The 24,508-nt window shown below is 67.5% G+C and carries 30 protein-coding genes and 1 tRNA gene; 12 read left to right on the top strand and 19 right to left on the bottom strand.

Annotated features, from left to right (window positions below):
• Nucleotide 1: 1 nt before the first annotated feature.
• From ACVCMB_RS11360 to ACVCMB_RS11380, 5 genes are all read right to left on the bottom strand, one after another.
• Entirely contained in the window at nucleotides 2-658 is a 657-nt protein-coding gene (locus tag ACVCMB_RS11360) for a LolA-related protein (protein WP_395120610.1), read from the bottom strand.
• Nucleotides 585-1,541 carry an LpxL/LpxP family acyltransferase gene (locus ACVCMB_RS11365; protein ID WP_447106976.1) on the bottom strand — a complete coding sequence of 319 codons (957 nt, stop codon included), beginning with the start codon at nucleotides 1,539-1,541 and terminating at the stop codon, nucleotides 585-587. Before ACVCMB_RS11365 ends, ACVCMB_RS11360 begins: the two co-directional genes overlap by 74 nt.
• Nucleotides 1,538-1,840, bottom strand: coding sequence for a hydroxymyristoyl-ACP dehydratase (locus tag ACVCMB_RS11370; RefSeq protein ID WP_447106977.1), 303 nt, complete (start codon nucleotides 1,838-1,840; stop codon nucleotides 1,538-1,540). The genes ACVCMB_RS11365 and ACVCMB_RS11370 overlap by 4 nt, the downstream gene beginning before the upstream one ends.
• Nucleotides 1,837-2,556 carry a xanthomonadin biosynthesis protein gene (locus ACVCMB_RS11375; RefSeq protein ID WP_395120614.1) on the bottom strand — a complete coding sequence of 240 codons (720 nt, stop codon included), beginning with the start codon at nucleotides 2,554-2,556 and terminating at the stop codon, nucleotides 1,837-1,839. Before ACVCMB_RS11375 ends, ACVCMB_RS11370 begins: the two co-directional genes overlap by 4 nt.
• Before the next feature lie 145 nt (nucleotides 2,557-2,701).
• A complete protein-coding gene (locus tag ACVCMB_RS11380; RefSeq protein ID WP_395120615.1) occupies nucleotides 2,702-2,968 on the bottom strand; it encodes a phosphopantetheine-binding protein in 267 nt (88 codons plus the stop codon).
• Between the two features lie 91 nt (nucleotides 2,969-3,059).
• On the opposite strand from ACVCMB_RS11380, the gene ACVCMB_RS11385 reads away from it, so the two are divergent.
• Nucleotides 3,060-4,052 carry a chorismate transformation enzyme, FkbO/Hyg5 family gene (locus ACVCMB_RS11385; protein WP_447106978.1) on the top strand — a complete coding sequence of 331 codons (993 nt, stop codon included), beginning with the start codon at nucleotides 3,060-3,062 and terminating at the stop codon, nucleotides 4,050-4,052.
• Nucleotides 4,053-4,065: 13 nt separating this feature from the next.
• Here the strand turns inward: ACVCMB_RS11385 and ACVCMB_RS11390 are convergent, their stop codons facing one another.
• Together ACVCMB_RS11390 and glmU are read right to left on the bottom strand one after the other, a co-directional pair.
• On the bottom strand, nucleotides 4,066-4,638 hold the full coding sequence (locus ACVCMB_RS11390) for a hypothetical protein (protein WP_395120617.1): 573 nt from the start codon (nucleotides 4,636-4,638) through the stop codon (nucleotides 4,066-4,068).
• 113 nt (nucleotides 4,639-4,751) lie between these two features.
• Nucleotides 4,752-6,146 carry a bifunctional UDP-N-acetylglucosamine diphosphorylase/glucosamine-1-phosphate N-acetyltransferase GlmU gene (gene glmU, locus ACVCMB_RS11395; RefSeq protein WP_447101394.1) on the bottom strand — a complete coding sequence of 465 codons (1,395 nt, stop codon included), beginning with the start codon at nucleotides 6,144-6,146 and terminating at the stop codon, nucleotides 4,752-4,754.
• Between the two features lie 159 nt (nucleotides 6,147-6,305).
• Here glmU and ACVCMB_RS11400 point away from each other — a divergent pair, with 159 nt between their 5' ends.
• Nucleotides 6,306-6,878 (top strand): DUF3016 domain-containing protein, encoded by a 573-nt coding sequence (locus ACVCMB_RS11400; protein WP_447106979.1) that lies wholly within the window; start codon nucleotides 6,306-6,308, stop codon nucleotides 6,876-6,878.
• A 24-nt stretch (nucleotides 6,879-6,902) separates the two neighbouring features.
• On the opposite strand, the gene ACVCMB_RS11405 is transcribed toward ACVCMB_RS11400, so the two are convergent.
• The 12 genes from ACVCMB_RS11405 to ACVCMB_RS11460 form a co-directional block, all read right to left on the bottom strand.
• Complete coding sequence (locus tag ACVCMB_RS11405; RefSeq protein WP_395120620.1) at nucleotides 6,903-7,325, bottom strand: F0F1 ATP synthase subunit epsilon; 423 nt, start codon at nucleotides 7,323-7,325, stop codon at nucleotides 6,903-6,905.
• 116 nt (nucleotides 7,326-7,441) lie between these two features.
• Nucleotides 7,442-8,875 carry a F0F1 ATP synthase subunit beta gene (gene atpD, locus ACVCMB_RS11410; protein WP_395120621.1) on the bottom strand — a complete coding sequence of 478 codons (1,434 nt, stop codon included), beginning with the start codon at nucleotides 8,873-8,875 and terminating at the stop codon, nucleotides 7,442-7,444.
• Between the two features lie 190 nt (nucleotides 8,876-9,065).
• Nucleotides 9,066-9,983 carry a F0F1 ATP synthase subunit gamma gene (atpG, locus tag ACVCMB_RS11415; RefSeq protein ID WP_395120622.1) on the bottom strand — a complete coding sequence of 306 codons (918 nt, stop codon included), beginning with the start codon at nucleotides 9,981-9,983 and terminating at the stop codon, nucleotides 9,066-9,068.
• A 124-nt stretch (nucleotides 9,984-10,107) separates the two neighbouring features.
• Nucleotides 10,108-11,658, bottom strand: a complete 1,551-nt coding sequence (atpA, locus tag ACVCMB_RS11420; RefSeq protein ID WP_395120623.1) for a F0F1 ATP synthase subunit alpha — start codon at nucleotides 11,656-11,658, stop codon at nucleotides 10,108-10,110.
• 211 nt (nucleotides 11,659-11,869) lie between these two features.
• A complete protein-coding gene (locus tag ACVCMB_RS11425) occupies nucleotides 11,870-12,403 on the bottom strand; it encodes a F0F1 ATP synthase subunit delta (protein WP_395120624.1) in 534 nt (177 codons plus the stop codon).
• Between the two features lie 3 nt (nucleotides 12,404-12,406).
• Nucleotides 12,407-12,877 carry a F0F1 ATP synthase subunit B gene (locus ACVCMB_RS11430; RefSeq protein ID WP_395120625.1) on the bottom strand — a complete coding sequence of 157 codons (471 nt, stop codon included), beginning with the start codon at nucleotides 12,875-12,877 and terminating at the stop codon, nucleotides 12,407-12,409.
• An 89-nt stretch (nucleotides 12,878-12,966) separates the two neighbouring features.
• On the bottom strand, nucleotides 12,967-13,245 hold the full coding sequence (atpE, locus tag ACVCMB_RS11435; RefSeq protein WP_136257245.1) for a F0F1 ATP synthase subunit C: 279 nt from the start codon (nucleotides 13,243-13,245) through the stop codon (nucleotides 12,967-12,969).
• Nucleotides 13,246-13,315: 70 nt separating this feature from the next.
• A complete protein-coding gene (atpB, locus tag ACVCMB_RS11440; protein ID WP_447106980.1) occupies nucleotides 13,316-14,131 on the bottom strand; it encodes a F0F1 ATP synthase subunit A in 816 nt (271 codons plus the stop codon).
• A gap of 3 nt (nucleotides 14,132-14,134) precedes the next feature.
• Nucleotides 14,135-14,500, bottom strand: a complete 366-nt coding sequence (locus ACVCMB_RS11445; RefSeq protein ID WP_395120627.1) for a hypothetical protein — start codon at nucleotides 14,498-14,500, stop codon at nucleotides 14,135-14,137.
• Between the two features lie 258 nt (nucleotides 14,501-14,758).
• Complete coding sequence (locus ACVCMB_RS11450; RefSeq protein WP_324895272.1) at nucleotides 14,759-15,145, bottom strand: phasin family protein; 387 nt, start codon at nucleotides 15,143-15,145, stop codon at nucleotides 14,759-14,761.
• Between the two features lie 152 nt (nucleotides 15,146-15,297).
• Entirely contained in the window at nucleotides 15,298-15,660 is a 363-nt protein-coding gene (gene queD, locus ACVCMB_RS11455; protein WP_395120628.1) for a 6-carboxytetrahydropterin synthase QueD, read from the bottom strand.
• Between the two features lie 53 nt (nucleotides 15,661-15,713).
• A tRNA-Met gene (locus ACVCMB_RS11460) sits at nucleotides 15,714-15,790 on the bottom strand.
• A gap of 173 nt (nucleotides 15,791-15,963) precedes the next feature.
• Here ACVCMB_RS11460 and ACVCMB_RS11465 point away from each other — a divergent pair.
• From ACVCMB_RS11465 to nudC, 10 genes are all read left to right on the top strand, one after another.
• Nucleotides 15,964-16,524 (top strand): RNA pyrophosphohydrolase, encoded by a 561-nt coding sequence (locus ACVCMB_RS11465; protein WP_395120629.1) that lies wholly within the window; start codon nucleotides 15,964-15,966, stop codon nucleotides 16,522-16,524.
• Nucleotides 16,525-16,624: 100 nt separating this feature from the next.
• Nucleotides 16,625-17,407 (top strand): hypothetical protein, encoded by a 783-nt coding sequence (locus ACVCMB_RS11470; protein WP_395120630.1) that lies wholly within the window; start codon nucleotides 16,625-16,627, stop codon nucleotides 17,405-17,407.
• Nucleotides 17,408-17,427: 20 nt separating this feature from the next.
• Entirely contained in the window at nucleotides 17,428-20,229 is a 2,802-nt protein-coding gene (locus ACVCMB_RS11475) for a kelch repeat-containing protein (protein ID WP_447106981.1), read from the top strand.
• 4 nt (nucleotides 20,230-20,233) lie between these two features.
• A complete protein-coding gene (locus ACVCMB_RS11480; protein WP_447106982.1) occupies nucleotides 20,234-20,881 on the top strand; it encodes a hypothetical protein in 648 nt (215 codons plus the stop codon).
• A gap of 114 nt (nucleotides 20,882-20,995) precedes the next feature.
• Nucleotides 20,996-21,181, top strand: coding sequence for a (2Fe-2S)-binding protein (locus tag ACVCMB_RS11485; protein WP_395120633.1), 186 nt, complete (start codon nucleotides 20,996-20,998; stop codon nucleotides 21,179-21,181).
• A 109-nt stretch (nucleotides 21,182-21,290) separates the two neighbouring features.
• Entirely contained in the window at nucleotides 21,291-21,761 is a 471-nt protein-coding gene (bfr, locus tag ACVCMB_RS11490; RefSeq protein ID WP_395120634.1) for a bacterioferritin, read from the top strand.
• A gap of 114 nt (nucleotides 21,762-21,875) precedes the next feature.
• Complete coding sequence (locus ACVCMB_RS11495) at nucleotides 21,876-22,628, top strand: DUF6776 family protein (protein WP_395120635.1); 753 nt, start codon at nucleotides 21,876-21,878, stop codon at nucleotides 22,626-22,628.
• Nucleotides 22,615-23,049 carry a bactofilin family protein gene (locus tag ACVCMB_RS11500; RefSeq protein ID WP_395120636.1) on the top strand — a complete coding sequence of 145 codons (435 nt, stop codon included), beginning with the start codon at nucleotides 22,615-22,617 and terminating at the stop codon, nucleotides 23,047-23,049. The genes ACVCMB_RS11495 and ACVCMB_RS11500 overlap by 14 nt, the downstream gene beginning before the upstream one ends.
• Before the next feature lie 46 nt (nucleotides 23,050-23,095).
• On the top strand, nucleotides 23,096-23,464 hold the full coding sequence (gene erpA / locus ACVCMB_RS11505; RefSeq protein ID WP_395120637.1) for an iron-sulfur cluster insertion protein ErpA: 369 nt from the start codon (nucleotides 23,096-23,098) through the stop codon (nucleotides 23,462-23,464).
• A 10-nt stretch (nucleotides 23,465-23,474) separates the two neighbouring features.
• Nucleotides 23,475-24,449 (top strand): NAD(+) diphosphatase, encoded by a 975-nt coding sequence (gene nudC / locus ACVCMB_RS11510; protein ID WP_395120638.1) that lies wholly within the window; start codon nucleotides 23,475-23,477, stop codon nucleotides 24,447-24,449.
• Nucleotides 24,450-24,508: the final 59 nt, after the last annotated feature.

Genomic DNA, 24,508 nt, shown 5'->3' on the forward strand with positions numbered 1-24,508 from the left:
TTCAGGGCGAACCCGTGCACAGCGCCTGCAGCTCGGCGCGGGTCGGTTCGGCCGGCATCTTTTCGGCGAGCGGACCAAGCAGGTCGACCGCCAGGTCGCCGTCGGCCTCCTGCATGTGCATGCAGCGCGACTGGTCGCCCACGCCGTCGATGCGGATGCGCGCGACCGTCTTCGCCACGTGGGCGTCGCGCGGCACCAGGGTCAGCGTCCACGCGCCGGCGGCATCGCCTTCGCGCTGGATCTCGAACGCCTGCTCCAAGCGGGCAGCATCACCGCCGAGCAAGGCAACGAAGCTGTCCAGCAGCACCTGCAGCTGCGGCGCACGCTTGAGCGAAAAGTGCCGCGCCGGCTTGCCGTCGCGCTGCTGGGTCACTTCGCCGTCGGCGATCGTGGCGGTCTCCGCGCGAGGGTGCTCGACGCGCCGCTGCAGGCGGTCGTCGCCCAGCCAGGACAGTTGCCCGGAGACCACCAGCGGACGATCCAGCATCTTGAGGAAACGCGCCTCGGCGAACGCGGTGTGCGCCGGTGCCGGCTGGCGCAGGCCGGCGATCACGGCCTGGGTCGAGGTGGCCGCGACCGCCGGTTCAGACGCCCACGCGGTGACCGCCCAGCACGGCAGCAGCAGGTTCAGCAGCAGGCGGGTCTTGCCAGAAATCATAGAAGTTGAACCAGTTGTAGGGAGCGACGCGGATGTAGTGCTCCAGCCGTTGCGCGTAGCGCTCGAGCAGGCCGTCCAGCGCCGGCCCCCGATCATGCCGGGGAATCTCCACTCGTTCGCTGAACGGCTCGAACACCAGCCGGTAGCGATTGCCGCCGAGGTAAAGCCCGAAGCACAGTACCACCGGCACCTTGAGCGTATGCGCCAGCAACCACGGGCTGACCGGGAACGGCGCCGGCGAGCCCAGCAGGTCGACGCGGCGCAGCACCTCGTGGCCGCGGCCGCGGTCGGCCAGCATCGCCACCAGCGCGCCGTGCTGGCAGGCTTCGGCCATGGCCAGCGCGATCGAGGTGCCATCCTGCGCGGCGTCGATCACGCAGGCGCCCACCTCCGGCGCCAGCGCCTCCAGCAGCTCGGTCATCGCCGGGGTCTTCTGCTTGTCCAGCACCACCCGCAGCGGCAGCTCGGGCCGGCGCGCGCCGATCGCGCGCAGCGCCTCGAAGCTGCCCTGGTGCGAACCCAGCAGCAACACGCCGCGGCCCAGCGCAGCGCGCTGTTCCAGCAGGTCCAGGCCTTGCGTCTCGAACTGGAACGGCTGCTCGCCGTGGGCGAGCAGGAAGATCCGGTCCATGATCGTGGCGGCGAAACAGTGGATGTGCTTCAGCACCTGCCATGGCGTGGCCGGGCGACCGAACACGCGCTGCAGGTAGCGCGCCGAAGCCCGGCGCTCCGGCCCGCGGCGGCAGTAGAAGTACAGCGTGATCGGATACAGGCAGCAGCGGCCCAGCCGGCGCCCGCCGTGCAGGGCAATCGCGCGGATCAGCCACAGCGCGAAGCGGCCGCCGCCCTCGGGCCGGCTCTGCCAGTGGTCGCTGTCGCTCATGCCTCGCCCTCGATGACGCCACGCGCCAGCAGCATGCCGTCGCGCTCGATGCGGAAACGGACCCGCGAAGCCGATGCCGCGACGGGCATCAGTTCCAGCCGGGCCGCTTCGCCGGGCCGCAGCGGCGCCACGAATTTCGCCTCCGGCACGCGCACCAGCCGCTGGCCGCGCCACGCGCGCAGCGCCAGCGCCAGCTGCTCCAGCAGCAACACGCCGGGCACCAGCGGCTGTCCCGGGAAGTGGCCGGGCAAGGCCGGATGATCGGCCGCGAACTGCAACGCCTGTGCGTACCCGTTCATGGCGAGACGCCGCCGTTGCCGTGCAGCAGCTGCGGCCAGCGCAGGGCCAGTTTCAGCAGCATGTCGTGCAGGCCGGGGTGGCTGAGATGGCGCAGGCGCCAGCGCCGCCAGGCGTACTCCAGCAGGAACGCCGCGCCCAGCAGCAGGTAGCAGCCCACGTGCAGCCATGCCGAGGCCCAGCGCTCGGGCACCGACCACGCCGACGTCACACCGAGGCGCGGCAGCAGCCCGTCGCGTGCGGCGAACAGCAGCAGGCCAGTCAACAGCAGCGCCTGCGCCGCCAGCAGCACGGTCCAGAACCAGGTGATCTGCCGCGCATAGCGCGCCACGCCGGGCTCGCGCAGCCGCTCGGCACCCTCGATCGCCACCACGAAACGCGCCACCAGCGGCTCGCCGCCGAGCAGGCTGCGGCCAAACCAGCATGCCAGCGCCACGTTGATCAGGATCGGCACCGCCTCCAGCAGCAGGTCGGCCAGCCCGAGCCGCGAGGCCAGCCACACGCCGGCCAGCATCAGCAGCCACAGCAACCACGGCAGCGGTCGGCGCGACTGCAGCCGCGGCAGCATCAGCACGCTGGCCAGCACCGCCAGCGCCAGCAGCGCGAAGATCGGCCGATGGGTGACCACCCCGGCGATGGCGAACACCGGATAGGCGAGCAGCAACCACAAGGCGTGGCGCCGCGAGGTCGGAACATGGGGGGATACGGCGGATTTCATGCGCGATTCCGCGACGACTCGGTCGGCACCGGCAGCTTGCCACGCGTGGCGCACGGTGGCGTGACGAAGGCGGGAAGCGCGGTGCCATGCGGCGCCAAGGCGTCCATGACCAGCCCGCACGACCGCTCCATCCCGCACCGACCGTTCAGGCGCGGTGCTGCTCGACGTGGCTCGACAGATTGCGCAGGCTGGCGAAGATCTGACGGTTTTCCGGGTTGTCCGAGCGCAGCTGGAAGCCGTAGCGCTTGGAGACGGCCAGGGCGATCTCCAGTGCATCGATGGAGTCGAGCCCCAGTTCGCCCCCGAACAGCGGTGCATCGGGGTCGATCTGCTCGGCATTGACGTCCTCGAGGTTGAGGCATTCCACCACCAGGGTGGCCAACTCGTGCTGCGCCTCTGTCTGTTCCGCCATGCTCGATTCCGTACGCCAGATGCATTGCCTCCCCCCGGTGGCAGTGGGCGCAGAGTGTAACATAGCGGCCTTGTCGTTCCGGTTGGCCAGCATGATCCAGGGATGTGAAAACCCGCAGGTGGAAGCTCGGGCGCGGCGGGCGCCGCAGGTGTCCTATCGCATGGCGGAGGTCGCCACCCTGCTGGAGGCGCCGGGCACGCTGGCGGTGCTCGGTTTCGACCCGGCCGTACCCTCCGGTGACGATCCGCGCCACCTGCAGGTGGCGCTGGCCAGCACCGATGCCCCCGCGCCGCTGGAACTGTGGCAGGTGGACGCGCCGGTGCGCTGCGGCATGGAAGGCGCGTTGCGCTGGTCGACCGGCGGCGGCTGGCTGTTCGCCGCGGTCGAACTGGACGAACGCGAACACGGCGGTGCCCGCGCCACCGCAAAGCAGGCCTACGACTTGCTGCACCGGTTCGTCGCCGGCCGCGACGCACGGCACGTCCTGCGGGTGTGGAACTACATCGGCGCGATCAACGACGGCGAGGGCGATGCGGAACGCTACAAGCGCTTCTGCGAAGGCCGCGCCGCCGGCATGGGCGATTTCTTCGCCGAAGGTTTCCCCGCCGCCACCGCGATCGGCCACCTCGCGGCGGAACACCGCCTGCAGGTCTACCTGCTGGCCGGCGAGCAGGCCGGCCACCGGGTCGAGAACCCGCGCCAGGTCAGCGCATGGCGCTACCCGCGGCAATACGGCCCCACCCCGCCCAGCTTTGCGCGGGCGATGCTCCTGCCGGCCCGCGACACGCTGGCCATTTCCGGCACCGCCGCGGTCGTGGGCCATGCCTCGGCCCACCACGACAACCTCGATGCGCAGCTGGAGGAAACCCTGACCAACCTGGACGCGCTGCTGGCCAGCGCCGACATGCGCGCCGGCTTCGACACGCATTCACCGCTCAAGGTCTACCTGCGCCACGACGGCGACGCGCCACGCGTGCGCGACGCGCTCCGGCGGCGCCTGCCGGGCGTACCCCTGCTGCTGCTGCACGGCGACATCTGTCGCCGCGAACTGCTGGTCGAGATCGACGGCTGGCGCTACGTTTAGCGATGCGCCGGTTTCATCGGGAGTCCTTCGCCGATGGCTCCAGCGAATCCAGCAGCTCGATCATCTGGGAACGAACGTAGGGATTGGACGTTTTCCCGTGATCCGCAGCTTGCTGGTTCCTTACCGGCGACCGCATGAGCAATTTGCCGGTAGCGGCCTGGAATACCGAGATCACGGCCCTGTAACCGACCGTCGGCGCAAAGGACTCGCTGGACTGCTTGTACGAAGACGCCGAATAGCCAGGCGCCACCGAGGGGCGGTAGTCGATGGCCACCCGATACGGCAAGGCGATCTCCGCGGCGCGCGACGCGGTGGCGGTGAACGCCGGATCATCGGAGTCCACGTTGTGGACGGTCACGTCGTGATCGCGGGCCCAGGCGAAGACCGCGTTGCCGACGTTGACGCAATTGACGCTGTCGCTGGTGCATGCCACGTAAAGCGAGAAGCGCGGGGTGTCGTCTGCGGCGAACAGTTGCAGCGATTGCAGTTGTCGTTGCTGGGCGCCACTTGTCGTCGAGCCGGCGCCAGCGCAACCGTAGAGCGCAATCGACGAAACCACGATCAAGCCATTCAGCCATTTCTGCATCACAGTCCTCCTTCCTTGCCGAGTGTCACGGTCGGAACACGCACGGGGCCCGTCGCGGGCGCGCAGATCGCGTGGCGCGAAAACAGCGCGAGCGGCCCTTCAGCTTTCGCTCCTCACTTCTGTTTCACCGGTCGCCGCCAGCCCTCGAACGTCTGCTGTCGGGCGCGCGCCAGAGTCAGCTGGCCTTCCGGCGCGTCGCGGGTGATCACCGAGCCGGCGCCGAGGGTGGCTTGCGCGCCGATGCTCACCGGGGCGACCAGGGCGCAGTTGGAGCCGATGAAGGCGCCGTCGCCGATGCGGGTAACGAACTTGTTCACGCCGTCGTAGTTGCAGGTGATGGTGCCGGCGCCGATATTGACGCCACGGCCGACCACGGTGTCGCCGAGGTAGGTGAGGTGGTTGGCCTTGCTGCCTTCGCCGATGCGGGTTTTCTTGGTCTCGACGAAGTTGCCCACGTGCACGCCGGCGTCCAGCTCGGTGCCCGGACGCAGCCGTGCGAACGGGCCGATCGTGCACGGGCCGTGAGTGACCACGCCGTCGAGATCGCAGTGCGGATGCAGCACGGTGCCGGCGGCCAGTTGCACGTCCTTCAGGCGAGTGAAGGCGCCGATGCGCACGTCGTCGCCGAGCACCACGCGCCCTTCCAGGATCACGTCGATATCGAGCTCGACGTCGCGGCCGGCCTCGACCGTCCCGCGCACTTCCACGCGCAGCGGGTCGGCCATGCGCACGCCATCGCGAAGCAACGCGTGCGCGGCGCGGCGACGCCAGGCGGCTTCCAGCTCGGCCAGTTGCACGGGATCGTTGGCGCCGGCGGCTTCCACCGGGTCTGCGCACTCGACGCTGAGTGCGCCGCGGCCCTCGGCGGCAGCCATCGCGAAGATGTCCGTGAGGTAGTACTCGCCTTGCGCGTTGTCGCGATCGAGTTGCTTGAGCCAGCCGCGCAGGGCCAGCGCGTCGGCCAGCAGGATGCCTGTGTTGACCAGGTTGACCGCGCGCTGGCCGGCGTCGGCGTCCTTCTCCTCGACCACCTCGCGCACGTGGCCGTTGCCGTCGCACAGCACGCGCCCGTAGCCGGTCGGATCGGCCAGCCGCGTGGTGAGCAGGCTGAAGCCGCCTTCGGCGTCCAGCAGTTGGCGCAGCGTTTCCGCGCGGGTCAGCGGCACGTCGCCGTACAGCACCAGTACGCGTGCCGCGCGCGGCACGCCGGCGATCGCCTGCTCCACCGCGTGACCGGTGCCGAGCCGCTCGGCCTGCAACACCCAATGCAGGGCCTGCCCCGGCTCTGATCCGGGATCGTCCTGCCCGGCAAACGCCGCGCGCACCTGCTCGCCACAATGCCCGTAGACGACGTGGATGGCGGCTGGCTGCAAGGTTCGCGCGGTGGCGAGCACGTGCGCCAGCAGCGGCTTGCCGGCCAGCGGCATCAGCACCTTGGCGCGATTGGATTTCATCCGCGTGCCGGCACCGGCCGCCAGGATGATCACGTGCAGCGGCGTTGTTTCCATCGGTTGCGACCCCGTTCCGAACGAAGCAAAAGCATAGCAGCCGATGCCGCCGGTCCGGTGCGGCCGAGCCTTCGCCGCGGCTTGCGAAGGCGCATACAAAAGCGCAACGATCGCCGTGACAGACTGGTGCCGACAAGCAGCAAACAGACGAGGTGCAGCATGACGCGCATGACCGGAATCCATCCGTGCAGTTTCGTGGCCCTGCTTGCCCTGGCCGCGGCCGGCGGGCTGGCACCCGCGATGGCGGCGGCCGCGCCGCCGCCGACGATCGCCGTGGGCGAACCCGTTCCCGGCGCGCGGGTCACCGTGAATTACGTCAATCCGGAGGAGTTCAGCGAGGCCCGGCAATACGGCCTGCAGGACCGCTTCAACGGGAGGAGCTATCTGGAGCCGCTGAAGGCCCATCTGATCAAGCGCGCCACGAAGATGCTGCCGGCCGGCGATCGCCTGGAGGTCAACATCACCGACATCAAGCTCGCCGGCGGCTACGAGCCCTGGCACGGCCCGCAGCTGAGGTACGTGCGCTTCATGAAGGACGTCTATCCGCCGCGCATCGATCTCGACTTCAAACTGACCGACAGCAACGGCAAGGTGGTGCGCGAAGGTTCGCGCAAGCTGCGCAACCTGGGCTACCTGCAGAGTGGCGCCGCGCGCGTGGGCGATACCGATCCGCTGCGCTACGACAAGGCATTGATCGACAGCTGGCTGCGCCGCGGGCCGGAAAACCTCTAGCGGCAGGAATCCGGCCGCGGGGCCTCAGTGCTTGAGGTTCTTGCGCAGCCGCTCCAGCGCCTGCAACTGGGCCATCGCCTGGGTGAGCCGGGTCTGTGCCTCGGCCAGTTCGATCGCGTCGGTGCGGTTGGCCAGCGCGTCGCGCGCTTCCTTCATCGCCTGCTGCGCGGATACCTCATCCAGGTCCGCCGCCCGTGCGGCAGTATCGGCCAGCACGGTGACCACCTGCGGCTGCACCTCGAGGATGCCGCCGGAAACATAGAACTGCTGGCGCTCGCCGCCTTCCAGCAATACGTCGACATGGCCGGGCTTGAGTCGGGTGATCAGCGGCGCGTGGCGCGGCGTGATACCCAGCTCGCCCTGGTCACCGGTCGCCACGACCATGGTCGCCTCGCCGGAAAAAATCTCGGCTTCGGCGCTGACGATGTCGACTCGGATGGTTGTCATGGGATTTCTCGCTTTGCTCGAAGGGAATGGAGAATAGGGAATGGGGAATAGTGAAAGCGGGCAGGTCGCGGCAATTCCGATTCCCTATTCCCTATTTACTATTCCCGAAAGCCGCCTCAGGCGGCTTTCTTGGCCCCCATCTCCTCACCCTTCTTGATCGCCTCGTCGATGCCGCCGACCATGTAGAACGCCTGCTCCGGCAGGTGGTCCACGTCGCCGTCGACGATCATCTTGAAGCCACGGATGGTTTCGGCCAGCGACACGTACTTGCCGGGCGAGCCGGTGAACACTTCGGCCACGTGGAACGGCTGCGAGAAGAAGCGCTCGCACTTGCGCGCGCGGTACACGGCCTGCTTGTCCTCTTCGGACAGCTCGTCCATGCCCAGGATCGCGATGATGTCCTTCAGCTCCTTGTAGCGCTGCAGCGTACCCTGCACGCGGCGGGCCACGTCGTAGTGCTCGGCGCCGACCACGTTCGGATCGAGCTGACGGCTGGTCGAGTCGAGCGGGTCCACCGCCGGGTAGATGCCGCGCGAGGCGATGTCGCGCGACAGCGTCACGGTGGAGTCCAGATGCGCGAAGGTGGTCGCCGGCGACGGATCGGTCAAGTCATCGGCGGGCACGTAGACGGCCTGGATCGAGGTGATCGAGCCGGTCTTGGTCGAGGTGATGCGCTCCTGCAGCACGCCCATTTCCTCGGCCAGCGTCGGCTGGTAGCCCACCGCCGACGGCATGCGGCCGAGCAGCGCGGACACTTCGGTACCGGCCAGGGTGTAGCGGTAGATGTTGTCGACGAAGAACAGCACGTCCTTGCCCTTGCCGCTCTCGTCCTTCTCGTCGCGGAAGTACTCGGCCATGGTCAGGCCGGTCAGCGCCACGCGCAGACGGTTGCCCGGCGGCTCGTTCATCTGGCCGTAGACCATCGCCACTTTCGACTCGGGCAGGTTGTCGATTTTGACGACGCCCGCGTCCTGCATCTCGTGGTAGAAGTCGTTGCCTTCGCGGGTGCGCTCGCCGACGCCGGCGAACACCGACAGGCCGGCGTGCTGAGTGGCGATGTTGTTGATCAGCTCCAGCATGTTCACCGTCTTGCCCACGCCGGCGCCGCCGAACAGGCCGACCTTGCCGCCCTTGGCGAACGGGCAGACCAGGTCGATCACCTTGATGCCGGTTTCCAGCAGGTCGTTCGACGCGGCCTGCTCGTCGTAGCTCGGCGCCTCGCGGTGGATCACCCAGTGATCCTTCGCCTCGATCGGGCCGACCTCGTCGATCGGATTGCCCAGCACGTCCATGATCCGGCCCAGGGTGGCCTTGCCGACCGGCACCTTGATGCCTTCGCCGGTGTTGCGTGCCATGAGGCCGCGCTTCAGGCCCTCGGTGGAACCCAGCGCGATCGCGCGCACGATGCCATCGCCGAGCTGCTGCTGCACTTCCAGCGTGATGTCGGTGCCGTCGATCTTGAGTGCGTCGTACACCTGCGGCACCTGGTCACGCGCGAACTCCACGTCGACGACCGCGCCGATGATCTGAACAACTTTGCCCTGGCTCATGCTGATAGCTCCGGATGAATCTCTAAGTGTCTTGTCATAGCGCCGACGAAGCGTCGCTTCATTTGAGAGTGCAACCACGGATGGCTGCTTCTTGATCTTGCCCTGCGATCACGAATGATCGCTTTCCTTCAACAGTGCGGCCATGGATGGCCGCTTCTTGACTTGCTCTTGCAGGCATGGATGCCTGCACTCATACCGCCGCGGCACCGCCGACGATTTCCGATATTTCCTGCGTGATCGCCGCCTGGCGTGCCTTGTTGTAGGTCAGCGTCAGCGTGTCGATCACCTTGTTCGCGTTGTCCGACGCGGCCTTCATCGCGACCATGCGGGCGGCGTGCTCGCTGGCCAGATTCTCCAGTGTGGCCTGGTACACCACCGACTCGATGTAGCGGCCCAGCACGTGCTCCAGCACGGTCTGCGCGTCGGGCTCGTAGAGGTAGTCCCAGTCATGCCCGGCTTCCAGCTTCACGCCCGCATAGGCCGACTCGCCGGCATCCTCATGCGCTTCCAGCTCGGCCGCCACCAGCGGCAGCGGCAGCAGCGCGTCGATGGTCGGCTTCTGCGTCATGGTGTTGACGAAGTCGCTGTAGGCGAGGAACACGCGATCCAGGCCGTTGGCCGCGTAGGCGTCCATCATCACCTTGATCACGCCGACCAGCTGCTCCAGCCGCGGTTTCTCGCCCAGGTGGCTGACCGTGCCGACCAGGTTGACGCCCTTGATGCGGCGGAAGAACGAGATCGCCTTCTGGCCGATCGCCACCACGTCGACCTGCACGCCCTGCTTCTGCCACTCGGCGATCGCCGGCAGCAGGCGGCGGAACAGGTTGGAGTTGAGGCCGCCGCACAGGCCGCGGTCGGTCGACACCACGATGTAGCCGACCCGCGCCACGTTGTCGCGCTCGACCAAAAACGGATGGCTGAAATCCGTGCTGGCCTGCGCCACGTGCGCGATCACCTTGCGCATCAGCCGCGCATACGGGCGCGAGGCGCGCATCAGGTCCTGTGCGCGACGGATCTTGGCCGCCGAGACCATCTCGAGCGCGCGCGTCACCTTGCGCATGTTCTGCGTGCTCTTGATCTTGGTTTTGATTTCGCGTCCGCTTGCCATGGGTTCTCGCTCGCTTTGCTCGCTCGGGGGAATAGGGAATAGGGAGTAGGGAATAGTTGAAAGCCGGCGCCACGCGCCTTTGTTTTGCCTATTCCCTATTCTCCATTCTCCATTCCCTGCTCAATCACCAACTACCCGTCTTCTTGTACTCGTCCAGCGAGGCCTTGAAGGTGGCTTCGATGTCGTTGTCCCAGGCGCCGGTGGCGACGATCTTCTTCATCAGTTCCTCGTGGGTCTGATGCATGAAGGCGTGCAGGCCCTTCTCGAACGGCAGCACCTTGTTCACCGGCAGGTCGTCGAGGTAGCCCTTCTCGGCGGCGTAGACCGACAGCGCCAACTCGGCGATCGACAGCGGCGAGTACTGCTTCTGCTTCATCAGTTCGGTGACGCGCTGGCCGCGATCAAGCTGGGCGCGGGTGGCCGGGTCCAGGTCCGAGGCAAACTGCGCGAACGCGGCCAGCTCGCGGAACTGCGCCAGCGCCAGCTTGACGCCGCCGGAGAGCTTCTTGACGATCTTGGTCTGCGCCGAACCGCCCACGCGCGACACCGAGATGCCGGCGTTGACGGCCGGGCGGATGCCGGCGTTGAACAGGTCGGTTTCCAGGAAGATCTGGCCGTCGGTGATCGAGATCACGTTGGTCGGCACGAATGCGGAGACGTCGCCACCCTGGGTCTCGATGATCGGCAGCGCAGTCAGCGAGCCGGTCTTGCCCTTGACCTCGCCGTTGGTGAACTTCTCGACATAGGCCTCGGACACGCGCGAGGCGCGCTCGAGCAGACGCGAGTGGAGATAGAACACGTCGCCCGGATACGCCTCGCGGCCCGGCGGGCGCTTCAGCAGCAGCGAGATCTGGCGATAGGCCACGGCCTGCTTGGACAGATCGTCGTAGACGATCAGGGCATCCTGTCCGCGATCGCGGAAGTACTCGCCCATCGCGCAACCGGAATACGGCGCCACGTACTGCAGCGCGGCCGACTCGGAGGCCGAGGCGACCACCACGATGGTATTGGCCAGGGCGCCGTTCTCTTCCAGCTTGCGCACCACGTTGGCGATCGACGAACGCTTCTGGCCGATCGCCACGTAGATGCATTTGATGCCCGAATCGCGCTGGGCGATGATCGCGTCGATCGCCAGCGCGGTCTTGCCGGTCTGGCGGTCGCCGATGATCAGCTCGCGCTGGCCGCGGCCGACCGGGATCATCGCGTCGACCGACTTGTAGCCGGTCTGCAGCGGCTGGTCGACCGACTTGCGCCAGATCACGCCCGGCGCGACCTTCTCGACCGGCGCGGTGAGCTTGGCGTTCAGCGGGCCCTTGCCGTCGATCGGATTGCCCAGCGCATCGACCACGCGGCCGAGCAGCTCCGGACCGATCGGTACTTCGAGGATGCGGCCGGTGGTCTTGGCGGTGTCGCCCTCGCGCAGGTGCTGGTAGTCGCCCAGCACCACCGCGCCGACGGAGTCGCGCTCGAGGTTCAGCGCCAGCGCAAACGCATTGCCCGGCAGCTCGATCATTTCGCCCTGCATCGCGTCGGCCAGGCCGTGGATGCGCACGATGCCGTCGGACACGCTGATGATCGTGCCCTCGTTGCGTGCCTCGGCGCCGAGCTTGAACTGCTCGATGCGGCTCTTGATCAGTTCGCTGATCTCGGACGGATTCAGTGTGGTGCTGGACATGGTCATCTATCCCGGAAATGAAAAGCTCTTGTTGAACAGTCCGGCCCGGATGGCCGGCCTTGCTCTTCGCGAGATGGATCTCGCGTGAAACCAATCTGTCCGACCATGGAGGGTCGGGTTTTGCTCGTCGCGAAAATGGACTTCGCGTGAAACCAAACTGTCCGGCCCGAACAGCCGGTATTGCCTTTCGCGAAGCTGGCTTCGCGTGAAACTACTGGCTCAATGCGCCAGCCAGCTTGGCCAGCCTGCCGCGGGCGGAGCCGTCGATCACTTCGCTGCCGGTGTCGATCACCGCACCGGCCAGCAGCGAGGCATCGACCTGGGTATCCAGTTCGATCTCGCGCTTGAAACGGCGCTTCAGCGAAGCCTTGAGCTGCTCGGTCTGCGCTGCGTCCAGCGCCATCGCGCTGGTCACCTTGACCAGCAGCTGCGACTCGGATTCGCGCTTGAACGTCTCGTACAACTCGGCCACCTCCGGCAGCAACGCAAGGCGTCGCTGCTCGGCCATTTCGGCGAGGAACTGGCCGAATGGCGCATCGGCGGCGATGCCGGCCGGCAGATGCAGCGCGACGAGCTGCGCGGGCACCACCCGCGGATCGTTGCCGAGACCGGCCACGCGCGGATCGGCCGCGACCGCGGCGGCGAACGCCAGCGCCTGCGACCACGCGTCCAGCGTGCCGGCGGCATGCGCCACTTCGAACGCGGCGCGGGCGTAGGGACGGGCGAGGGTGATTGCCTGGGCCATCGATCAGATCTCGGCCGCGAGCTGGTCGAGCAAGGCCTTGTGCGTCGACGCATCGACCTCGCGCTGCACGATCCTGCTGGCGCCGGCCACGGCCAGCGCACCGACCTGCTCGCGCAGCTCGTCGCGCGCGCGCTGGGCCATCGAGGCGATGTCGTCCTGCGCCGAAGCCTTCAGGCGATTGATTTCGCTGACGGCCTCGCCACGGGCCTTTTCGATGATCTGGTTGGCCTGCTGCTGGGCCTTGTCGATGATCTCCGAGGCTTGCAGGCGGGCCTGCTTGATCTCGGCCTGCACCTTGGAGTCGGCAGCCTTCAAGTCGGCATGCGCGCGCTCGGCCGCATTCAGGCCTTCGGCGATCTTGAGCTGGCGCTCTTCGATGGCCTTGTTGAGATACGGCCAGATGAAGTGCACACAGAACCAGATCAGGATGGCGAACGAAATCATTTCGCCAATCAAGGTCGCGTTGAAATCCATCGCTGCGTTACCTGCAAATACGGGTTGAACCGAACCCGGGCGTCAGGACGCCCGGGTCGAAACGGCGGCGCTGTGCGCCGCCACGTGACTCAGGCACCGGCAAGCTTGGACAGCAGCGGGTTGGCCACGGCGAAATACATCGCCAGCGCCACGCCGATCAGGAACGCCGCGTCGATCAGGCCGGCGAGCAGGAACATGCGGCCCTGCAGCAGCGGCACCAGTTCCGGCTGGCGTGCAGCCGCTTCGAGGAACTTCGAGCCCATGACGCCGATACCGATACAGGCACCGAGCGCACCGAGGCCGATGATCAGGCCCAGCGCGATGGCGGTGAAGGACTGCACTTGAGCAATTTGAGTGATGAGTTCCACGACGGTCTCCTGAGAAAAGCAAACTGGGAATGGCAAAAACGGATGAAACGAAGGATTCGACAACAGCCAATCAGTGGTGATCGTGCGCCATCGAGATGTACACGATCGTCAGCACCATGAAGATGAAGGCCTGGATCGAGATGATCAGGATGTGGAAGATGCCCCACACCGTGTAGCCGATGATGCCCGCGCCGTACAGGGCCCAGCCGGCCAGGCCCGCGCCGGCACTGAACAGGCCGGCGATCAGCATGAACACCAGCTCGCCGGCGTACATGTTGCCGAACAGTCGCATCGCCAGGCTCACCGGTTTGGACAGCAGCTCGACCACGTTGAGCAGGAAGTTGGGCAGCCACAGGAACGGGCTCGAGCCGAACGGCGCGGTGAACAGCTCGCGCATGTAGCCGCCGGCACCCTTGGCCTTGAAGCTGTAGAAGATGATCAGCACGAACACCGTCAGCGACATCGCGAAGGTCATGTTGATGTCGGCGGTGGGCACGGCGCGGAAGTGGCCGACGCCGAACTTCTCGGTGATCCACGGCAACAGGTCGACCGGCAGCAGATCCATGGCGTTCATCAGGAACACCCAGACGAACACGGTCAGCGCCAGCGGACCCAGCACGCGGCGGTCGCCGTGGAACACGTCCTTGACCTGGCCATCGACGAACTCGAGGATGATCTCGACAAAGGCCTGACCCTTGGAAGGTACGCCGGCCGTCGCCTTGCGTGCCTTCAGCCAGAACCACAGGCAGAACAGCACGCCGAGCGCCAGCGACACGCTGACCGAGTCGAGGTGCACTGCCCAGAAGCCTTCCTTGCTCGCGTGCGGAACAAGATGCTGCAGGTGGTGCTGGATGTATTCGGTAAGCCCGCCCGACTCGCTCGCCATGCTTCAACCCTTGAATCTGAACGCCAGCAGATAGACCGCGTAGGCAGCCACCAACCCCGTGATGGCGGCCAGTGGCGGCAACTTGAATTGGAACAGGATCACGACCAGCCCTCCGACGATCACGATCCATTTCAGGAGCATGCCCGCCAGCAGCCGACCCAGCGCCAGGCCCGCGCCGCCGATGCCGCTGAACATCCGCGCCGACATCACCGCGGTACCCAGCGCCACCACCACCGCGCCTGCCGCGGCCGACACCGCTTCACGACGCCCCAGCGCAAGGAAGGCGAGTCCCGCCAGCAAAGCCACCGCGAACTGCAGCGATGCGATGCGCAAGGCGAGGCGCCGACCCGAGGCCAGGTTGTTGAGCAAGTGACGTCTCCGCGCGCGCCCTTGTCAGGCGACGCGATCCAGTCACCCGCCACGATCCGAATCCGTAAAAGTATATCAGTGCGCCGATTGCCCGGACAAGCCGCGAAGCCTGCCAATCGCCGCCGCGCCCGCCAGCGCACAGCTTGGCGCGAGGCCTGCGACGATCTGCCGCGATCGCACGATCTTGCGCACAAAAGAAGGCCGGACATCCCTGTCCGGCCTTCTCGAAGCTTTGTACCGCTGCACGGCAGCCGCGAATTACTTGGCGGCGGCCTTCTTGCCGGCGACCGGCGCGGTCACGGCGTCATTGGCCGCCTGGCGCTGCTCCTGCACCAGCGCGGTCAGCGACTCGGCGGTCTTCTGGGTGATCGACAGCACTTCCTGCGACACCGCCACGGCGCGCTCGGCATTCTCGCGGCTCAGGCTGCTGCCCTTCTCCCACAGGCCGCGCAGGCCGTCGACGTCGCGGGTTTCCATCACGTCGGTGACGAACTCGGCGGAGACCTTGGTCTGCTCCTCGAGCGCCTTGAGCTGCAGCTCGGCAACCTTCTCCAGCCCCTTCAGGGCCAGCGAATGCGCCTTGAACGCGCTGTCGGTGAACTGCTTGGTGAACGCAAAAAGCTGGTTGTTGAATTGCTGGGTCATGGCTTGTTCCTCGGGTGGAGGTGGGGTAGTGGCAGCCACTCTAGCAAGACTTCTGTTGCAATGCAACATGAATTTCCCGGAATCGCCAGACCAGTCGGCAAATGTTCATCCTGTACGCCAACTTGCGGAAATCACCCGCATAACGCAACGCGTCAGAAATCGGCCCGGCTGCAGCTGGCCCCCGAGGTGCAGGTCTCGTGCACCACCACCTTGTCCAGCCCCGCCAGCCGCGGCTCCAGCCGCTGCCAGATCCAGCGCGCCAGCATCTCGCTGGTCGGGTTCTCCAGCCCCTCGATGTCGTTGAGATAGTGGTGGTCGAGCTGGTCATACAGCGGCTGGAAGGTCGTCTTCAGCTCGGCAAAGTCCATCACCCAGCCGAGCCGCGGGTCCGGCTCGCCGGAAACATGAATCTCGACGCGGAACGAATGCCCGTGCAGCCGCGCGCATTTGTGGCCTTCCGGCACGTGCGGCAGGCGGTGGGCTGCTTCGAGCTGAAACACCTTGAAGATGTGCATGGCGACGTCCGCGCGGATGGACACGTCGGCGGGACAGACACGCGCGACACGTTTGGTGGCTATGGGTGGACTCGAACCACCGACCCCAGCATTATGAGTGCTGTGCTCTAACCAGCTGAGCTACATAGCCATTGGGAAGCCGCCGCGGGGCGATCGCCGGCGGGGCGCGGAAGTGTAGTGGGCGTGGCGCGTTCGTTCAAGTCGGCGAGCTTGCCGCTGCTTTGCGGGCTGTGGTTGAATCGGGGCAGGATCGCGCGGCCCTTTTGCCGCCGGTTCGCGGGGCCAAGCCCCGGGAGGCGACGCATGATTGATGTAGATGGCTACCGTCCGAACGTGGGGATCGTGCTGCTCAATGCAGACGGCCAGCTGTTCTGGGCGCGCCGGGTCAATCGTGACGGCTGGCAGTTCCCGCAGGGCGGCATGCGCACCGACGAAACCCCGCTGGAGGCGATGTACCGCGAGCTGGAGGAGGAAACCGGCCTGGCGGCACACCACGTGGAAGTGATCAGCGCCACCCACGGCTGGCTGCGTTATCGCCTGCCCGAGCGCTACGTGCGCCGGCACCAGCGCCCGACCTGCATCGGCCAGAAGCAGGTGTGGTTCCTGCTGAAGCTGGTCGGCGGCGAGGAGGCGCTGAAGCTCGATGCCAACGAGAAGCCGGAGTTCGACATCTGGCGCTGGGTCGACTTCTGGTACCCGGCCGCGCACGTGGTGAATTTCAAGCGCGACGTGTACGCGCGGGCACTGCGCCACTTCGCGCCGCTGGTGGAGGATTTGTTCGGCATGGAGATCGGCACCACGCCGCCACGCGAAGACGCCGACACACCCGTCGGGGGCCCGCGCACCGGACGCGCGGCGGCCTGATCCCGGCCTCCTTCCCGTCGCGCTGCGCAACGCCCATCCCGCGTTCGCCGCCGCACGCGCTGTCGTATAGTGCGGCGATTCCAGGGGAAGGAAACAGGGGATGGGTACCCAAGCCAGGCTTCGCGTCGCCCATCGGTGGATGGCGGCGGGCGTACTGCTGATCGCCAGTGTCGGCGTCGCCCGCGCCATCGGCCCGCGCGACGCGCGCAACGGCGAGGAGTGCCGCGCCCAGGTCAACGCTCACTTCGACGCGGTCGAGGCGGAGATGCTGGCGTACGGAAACTACAGGGGCATCGCGGTGACCGAAGACGAAGGCCGCGGCCCCATGTTGCTCGATTGCAAAGGGTTCGAGGATAGCCTGCAGGGCGAGCAGATCGCAGCCGCGCTGCAGCGATTGTCGTTGGCGATCGACACCTTGCGCACGGGCCACGCGCTCACGGCGGCCACGATCGAACAACTGGCAACCGATCGCGCCGGCATCGAGGAGATGTCGCCACAGCCCTATCGCCACGAATACCTCCTGCAGTATGCCGATTACCAGCGCTACCTGTCGTTGGAGACGACCCGCGCCGCCATGGCCCCCACGGGCGACTCGCCCAAGGCGATCCATCGCTGCGGCACGCCTGACCATCCGCTCTTCAGCGATCAACCCTGTGCGTCCCATGGGTCGACCCCGCACGCCGCGCTCGCGGAAACCTGCCACGGTTTGCGCGAACATCTGGCGGACAGCAAGCGCGCCTACGACGCGGCCGCCGCCGCGCTGGTGGCAAGCGCGGATGACGCCGGCGACGGCTGGCGCGCCATCGAAGCGCGGCGCCGCAAGTCTCTCTCGGATCTGCGCTGGTACGGCGATCGCGCCCGCCTGCAGGGCTGCCCTCCGTGATGGGCCGGTTCGCCTTTCTGATGCTGCTCCTCGCCGGCGTGCTCAGCGCAGGCCCAGTGTCCGCGCAATGGCATCCCACGGCGGGCCACCTGCAACCGTTTGGCGGTTACCTGACACCGCTGCGCGGAGGCACGGTGGACGTGCTGTCCGACGGCAGCGTCCTTGCCTACGGCTACGGCATGTCCGCCAACGAGTGGCGCGCCGAACAGGACCAGAACGACGCCTTGCGCCTGCGTCACGGCATGGAAAGCGGGCCGGACCCTTCGCCCAAGCTCTACGATCCCGCCGCCGGGGGCTGGGTGCGCGTACCGCGCGCGCCGCAGTGTCCGGACGGCCATGTCTACCTGCACACCAGCACCGTGCTGGCCGACGGCCGGCTGCTGATCGCCGGCGGCCTGTGCGACGTGGCGCAGGCCTTGAACGATTCGGCGCCGTATCCGCCGTATGCAGGCATGTCGATCTGGGATCCGCTCAAACGACAGTGGCAATCGGCGCCCGCGTTGGCGCAGACGCGCATCTTCCATACCGCCACGGGGATGCCCGATGGCAGCGTGCTGCTGATCGGCGGCGAAAGCGATCCGCAGTTGCCGCACGATGGCAGCGGCGTGCTTGCCAGCGTGGTGCGCTATGCAGGCGGCAAGCTGGTTGCCGCACCGAGGATGGCCACCGCGCGGGCCAAGCACAGCGCGACGGCGCTGTCCGACGGCAGCGTGCTGGTGCTCGGTGGCCTTGATGACACCAATCATCCGCTGGCTTCGGCCGAACTGCTCGACGCCCGCGGACAGGCCTGGCGAACGCTGCCACCGATGCACGTGGCACGCTACGCGCACACCGCCACCCTGCTCGCCGATGGCCGCGTACTGGTGGCCGGCGGCATGGGCGAGGATGGCCGGCCGCTGCGTTCGGTGGAGCTATGGGACCCGCGCAGCGGCGCATGGATCGAGGGCGCGGAGCTCCCGGTGGGGCTGTACGGCCACGCTGCGGTGCGGCTGGCCTCCGGTGCCGTACTGGTCGCCGGCGGCACCTGGCTGCAGCCGGTCCAGGGACAATCCTCGCCGTGGGCGTGGTTGTGGGATCCGCATTCGCAAGGTTGGCAACTTGCCGGAACCACTTCTCCCAGCGTGGGCAACGACGCGCCGCAGCCGCTCGGCATGGTGGCGCGATCCGATGGCAGTGCGTTGATCTTCACCGCCAACGGGGTGTTGCGCTGGTCACCCGAGACACCGGCTGCGGACGTGCCCGCTTGGCGATCGACGCCCGCGATCGCCGCGCTGCCCGGGCATCGCGTGATTATGGTGGGCTACCTCGCCGACGATTTTCGCGGGCTGCCGGTGGCGCGCATCTGGAACGCGCGCACCGATCGCTGGAGCAGCACCGGCCCGCTGGAGGCGGACTCGGCGGGACACCCCGCGGCCTTGGCGCTGCGGTCGGGGGATGTCCTGTATGTAACGATGAAATCGCGGCACGAGTTGCAGTGTCACCGCTGGTCGGCTCCCATCAACCGCTGGTCCGGCTGCGGCGGCGCGACCTTGCAATACCTGGCCGATTCACGGCCGCAACTGGGCCTGTTGCCGGACGGGCGCGCGTTTGCCCTGGTCAACATGCACGAGGCCGCGGTGCTGAACGAGCACACGGCGCGCTGGACGATCTGGCGCGTCGACTGGCACGACAAGGGGATCACCTACGGCGCGCCGGTGCACGGCCAGCAGCCGCTAGCCACCATCACCGACCCGACAGGACGCGAAAGCTTCGAGATCAACGACGCTGGCGCCCGCTTCGTGCACGCCGATGGTTGGCGGGCCACCGCGATGCTGTGGAACGCCGGCACCGGCTGGTGGGATTACGTGTTGATGGGGCGCCAGATGGGCGCCGACGCGCAGCGCCTGCCTGATGGCTGCGCCATCTCGACGTATCCGGTGGCGCTGTATCGGCCGGCGGATGCGCGGGTGTTCGCGCTGTCCGACCCTGGCTTCGGCAGCACCAGCCACGTTATGGCGGTCCTCGATGACGGCACCGTGGTGGTGGCGGGGCCGGGCCGCGACACGCTGGCAGCGGGCGCCGGCTTTTTCCATCGCCAGGCAAGCTGCCGCGGCTTTGCCCCGCCACCGCCGGGCGATCGCTACATCTCGCCCACCGTCGCGATCAAGCCGATCGCGCCGCCACCCGCGGCTGCTGCGCCCGTGGCGAAGGCGGCGGCGCCACGTGGACAGCAGCACTTCAGCTGGGACGGCATCGGCAACGTCAAGTGGGTCATCCTCGCCTGTCTGGGTTCGTGGCTGGCCTATCGACTGTTGCGCCGCGTCGCCTGGCCGCGCTTGCGCGGCGGCTATTCGCTGGCCGCCCGGTTGCTGGTGTATGGCGGGCTGGCCATCGTGCTGATGCCGTGGGTGCTGTCGCTGTCGACCTGCGTGCACCGCGTGCCCAAGGCCGACTGGGATCGCATGGGCGCGGCCGCACGCGAGACCGCCAAGGTGGCGATGACGCCGAGCCAACGGCCATGCGGGCTCATCGGCCTGTGGTCGTCCACGCACAAAGGCATCATGCGGCGCATCGAATTGCGCGACGACGGTCGCTACGTGATGACCCCCAGCGCGTTCGACCGGCGCTCGACCGCCGGCTTTACCGGCCGCTGGAAAGTGCAGGCTGACAAGATCGTGTGGCAGCCCGACGGGAGTGGCGTGATCGACGTCAACGCAATGCTGGAGGCAAGCGACGGCCGCTTCCAGGTGATCGAAACCGATGGCGCACCGACCCGTTTCGAGCGCATCCAGGCGAAGCCATCGACGCAGTGCGACAAACCCGCAAGCCAGGCACGGGAGTGATCGGATGACGCCCACGGTTCGATGGACGATCACGCTGCTGCTGGCGGCGACAGGCGTGTTTTCCGCCCGCGCGGACGACGCGGTCTACAAGTGCCGGGGCGACGTGTTCCAGGACCATCCCTGCGACGGCGCGGTCCCGGCTGCGCCTGCATCATCGACCGTGCCGCCCCCGCCTGCTTACGACGAGCGGGCACTGGAGCGCGAACTCGACCGGTTGCAGGCGCTGGGCGTGGGCATGATCCAGCGAACCCTGCCCGAGACGCAGCCGCCGCGGGTGGCGCCGGTGTCGAAGATGCACGGCTTGTTCAAGCCGGAACCGCGCCTGTCCCGCATGGCGCGCGAGTTGCGCGACCGGGCGATCACCGCGCGCATGCAGGCACAGGCCGAGCACGGCAATGCGGTATCGGCCGCAAAGCTTGGCCAGGCGATCGAACAACAGGAGCAGGACTGCGGCGGCGAACTGGCGAAGCTGCCCACGGTGGGCATGAGCGATGAGGCCTTCCGCCAGTGCACCATGCTGGCCCGCTTTGGCGAGGTGGACCAGATCGTGGTGAGTCAGGCCGACGGCGTGGCGTTGCGGCTGTACGTATTCCCCACGGCCGGGGTCCGCGTGTATTCCATCGGCGGCGTGGTGACCGCGATCAAGCCGTGAGCGGAGGGCCCACGCGGCGGGCAAGACCGACGCGCTGAACGGACGACCGCCCCGCCCAGTCGATTGTTGACAATCGTTCGCATTCGCGTTCTCATATGCGTCATGTACGTCTGCATGTGCAATGCCGTCACCGACCACGACATCCGCCGCGAAGCGGCCGATGGCGTGCAGACTTTTGCCGAATTGCAGGCGCGCACCGGCTGTTCGGACTGTTGCGGCTGCTGCGGCGACGAAGCCCGCGCCACCTTCGAGCAGGCTCGCCGGCAGGTGCTCTGCCAGCTTCCGCTCGTCGCCGCCTGAGCCGACCTCGGGCTTCGCGCCCGGCGGCAAACCATTGGCATTCTCATTTCCGTCCTGACCGTCGCGGAGTTTGTATAGTCCGTGGGTCCGTCGCGATGGAGGAAAGGCCATGAAGGGTGATGCCAAGGTCATCGAGTTTCTCAACAAGGTGCTCTACAACGAGCTGACCGCGATCAACCAGTATTTTCTGCATGCCCGGATGTACAAGAACTGGGGCTACACCGAGCTGGCCGAGCACGAATACAAGGAGTCGATCGACGAGATGAAACACGCCGATCGGCTGATCGAGCGCATCCTGTTCCTCGACGGGCTGCCCAACCTGCAGCGGCTGGGCAAGCTGCGCATCGGCGAGCATCCGGTGGAAGCTCTGCAGGGCGACCTGGACCTGGAGCTGGCCGCCACCGTCGACCTGCGCGAAGCAATCGCCTACAGCGAAGGCATCGCCGACTACATCAGCCGCGATCTGTTCAAGCACATCCTGCATGACGAGGAAGAACACATCGACTGGCTGGAAACCCAGTTCAACCTGATCAAGGACATCGGCGCGGAACGCTATCTGCAGAGCAAGATGCAGAGCTGACGCCGGTCGCGCAGCGCGCACGCCGCCACGGCGCATCCGCGCGGGCGTGCGCCCGTTCCTTGACGCTTTCGTCACGCCCGGGCTATACCTCGGGTTTTCCGGGAACGTCCTCCCATGGGTTCACGACCACCTCCGCGTCTCGTGGTGCGCAGGCACGACGACGTCGGCCATCGCTGGCGCCGCCTGGGGTGGGGTTTGGCGTGGTTGGCCAGCCTGCTGGCGGTGGGCGCGGCGGTGCATGTGCTGGGCGTGCGCGGCACGCCGGCAGTAGTCGACCACAAGCAGCAGCGTGCGCTGCTGGCCGAGGTCGACGATCTCAAGCAGCAGGTGGCGAACCTGCAGCGCGCCGGCCAGGTCAACGAGGTGGCCACCAGCGCCTTGCGCGGCACTCTCGCGCAGCGCGAGAAGGAGTTGAGTGCGCTGCGTTCGGACCTCGGGTTCTATTCGCGCCTGGTCGCCGGCAACGATCAGCGCCAGGGCCTCAAGCTGCAGGAGGTGAAGCTGCAGCCGATCGCCGGTTCGCGCGGCTGGACGCTGATCCTCAGCCTGACCCAGAACGCCAAGCGCGGCGCCGAGGTCAACGGCCATGCCACGGTCAGCGTGGAGGGCATGCGCAAGGACAAGGTCGTGACGCTGGACTGGCCGGCGCTGGGCGACGGCGCGCAGAAGGACGGCCTGCCGTTCCGCTTCACCTATTTCCAGCAGTTGCAGGGCACGATCGTGCTGCCCGCGGATTTCCGGCCGACACGGCTGCGCATCCGCGTCGATCCGGCCAGCGGCGAGACCTTCAGCCGCACCGTGGCGTGGAGCGCCGCCTTGTCCGGCAACATCACCACCGCCGAGGGAGACCGAGATGCTCAACCGTAGACGCAGCGACCGCAACCGCGGCAGTTCCGAAACCAGCCTGATCGCCCGCGGCACGGTGATCCGCGGCGACTTGCGCTTCAGCGGCGCCTTGCACCTGGACGGACGCATCGAAGGCACCGTGCTGGCCGAGGGCGACGATGCCATGTTCACTCTGAGCGAGCATGGCGAGGTGGAGGGCGAGGTGCGCGTGCCGCAGGCGGTGATCAACGGGCACATCACCGGCGACGTGTACATCAGCGTGCGGCTGGAGCTGGCGCCGCTGGCGCGCATCGACGGCGACCTGCGCTACCACACGCTGGAAATGGCTGCCGGCGCCCAGGTCAACGGGCACATGGCGCGCCAGGCCGAGCCGGCGCAGCGCGCGCTGGCGGCGCCGGCGACCGACGCCACCGGCAGCGACGAGGAAGCCTTGCCGGCCTGACGCGCTATGCTTGCATCTGTCCGCCTTCATCCCCATTCAGATCGCCATGGAAACCATCGTCGCAATCCCCGATTACCGCAGCGGCGGCGCTCCGCTGGAGTTCACCGCGGCCGCCGCGCACAAGGTGCATGAGCTGATTGCCGAGGAAGGCAATCCGCAGCTGAAGCTGCGCGTGTATATCTCCGGTGGCGGCTGCTCGGGGTTCCAGTACGGCTTCACCTTCGACGAGGCACAGGCCGAGGACGATCTGGCGGTCGAGCGCGAGGGCGTCACGCTGCTGTGCGATCCGCTGTCGCTGCAGTACCTCACCGGCGCGCAGATCGACTACGCCGAGAACCTCAGCGGCGCGCAGTTCGTGATCAGCAATCCGAACGCGAAGACCACCTGCGGCTGCGGCTCCTCCTTCACCGCCTGACCTCCTCGCCATGGACCAGGCCAGGCTGCCGCGCCCCAACACCTTCGCCGGCCTGAGCCTGGTGCTCGACCGCATGGCCGAGCATCGCGACGAGGCGACGTGGGTGGCCGCGCAGGCACGCGCCGACACGGCTCGCTACCTGCTGCTGGATGCCACCGGCGAGGCCTATCTCCGCCGCGACGACGACGCGCTGCGCTGGCTCACCGCCGCCGAACGTACGCAATGGCTGGCCGACACGCGTGCCAGCTTGCTCGGCATCGCGCACGGGCGGCCGCACTTCCTGCTGGTAGTGAGCGATCGCGAGCAGGGCGACGCGCTGGAAACCGCGCTGGACGCACGCCGCATGAGCCTGCGCAGCGCCGGCCTGTTGCTGCCTGCGGACGAGGCCGGCCTGTTCGCCTATGCCAAGGGGCTGTCGCACTGGCAACGTGAGACGCAGTTCTGCGCGTACTGCGGCGGGCCGTTGCAGCTGGTGGCCGCCGGGCATCGGGCGCAATGCCGCAACCCCGATTGCGCGCGACTGCATTTCCCGCGCACCGATGCGGCGGTAATCATGCTGGTGGAGCACGACGGCGCCTGCCTGCTGGGCCGCCAGCCCGGCTGGCCGCCGCACCGCTATTCCACCTTGGCCGGCTTCGTCGAGCCGGGCGAGGCGCTGGAAGATGCCGTGCGCCGCGAGGTGGCCGAGGAATCGGGCGTGATCGTGGACGAGGTGCGCTACCACTCCTCGCAGCCGTGGCCGATGCCGGCGTCACTGATGGTCGGCTTCATCGCCACCGCGGTATCGCGCGAGATCCGCATGCGCGACCTCGAACTGGAGGATGCGCGCTGGTTCACCCCGCAGCAGATCGTCGACGGCATCGCCGACGGCAGCTTCCTGCCGTCCACACGCTTGTCGGTGTCCTACCGGCTGCTGGCGCACTGGCTGCACGGGCGCGCCGGACTGGACCTGGACGCGTTGACCGCCGTCGCGCCCGTCGCCTGATCCCTTCCGGCGGAACTCCATCGCGGCGCGCGGGTCGTTGTCCGGGTACCCGGCCACGG

This window comes from Rhodanobacter sp. UC4443_H10 (assembly GCF_052978325.1).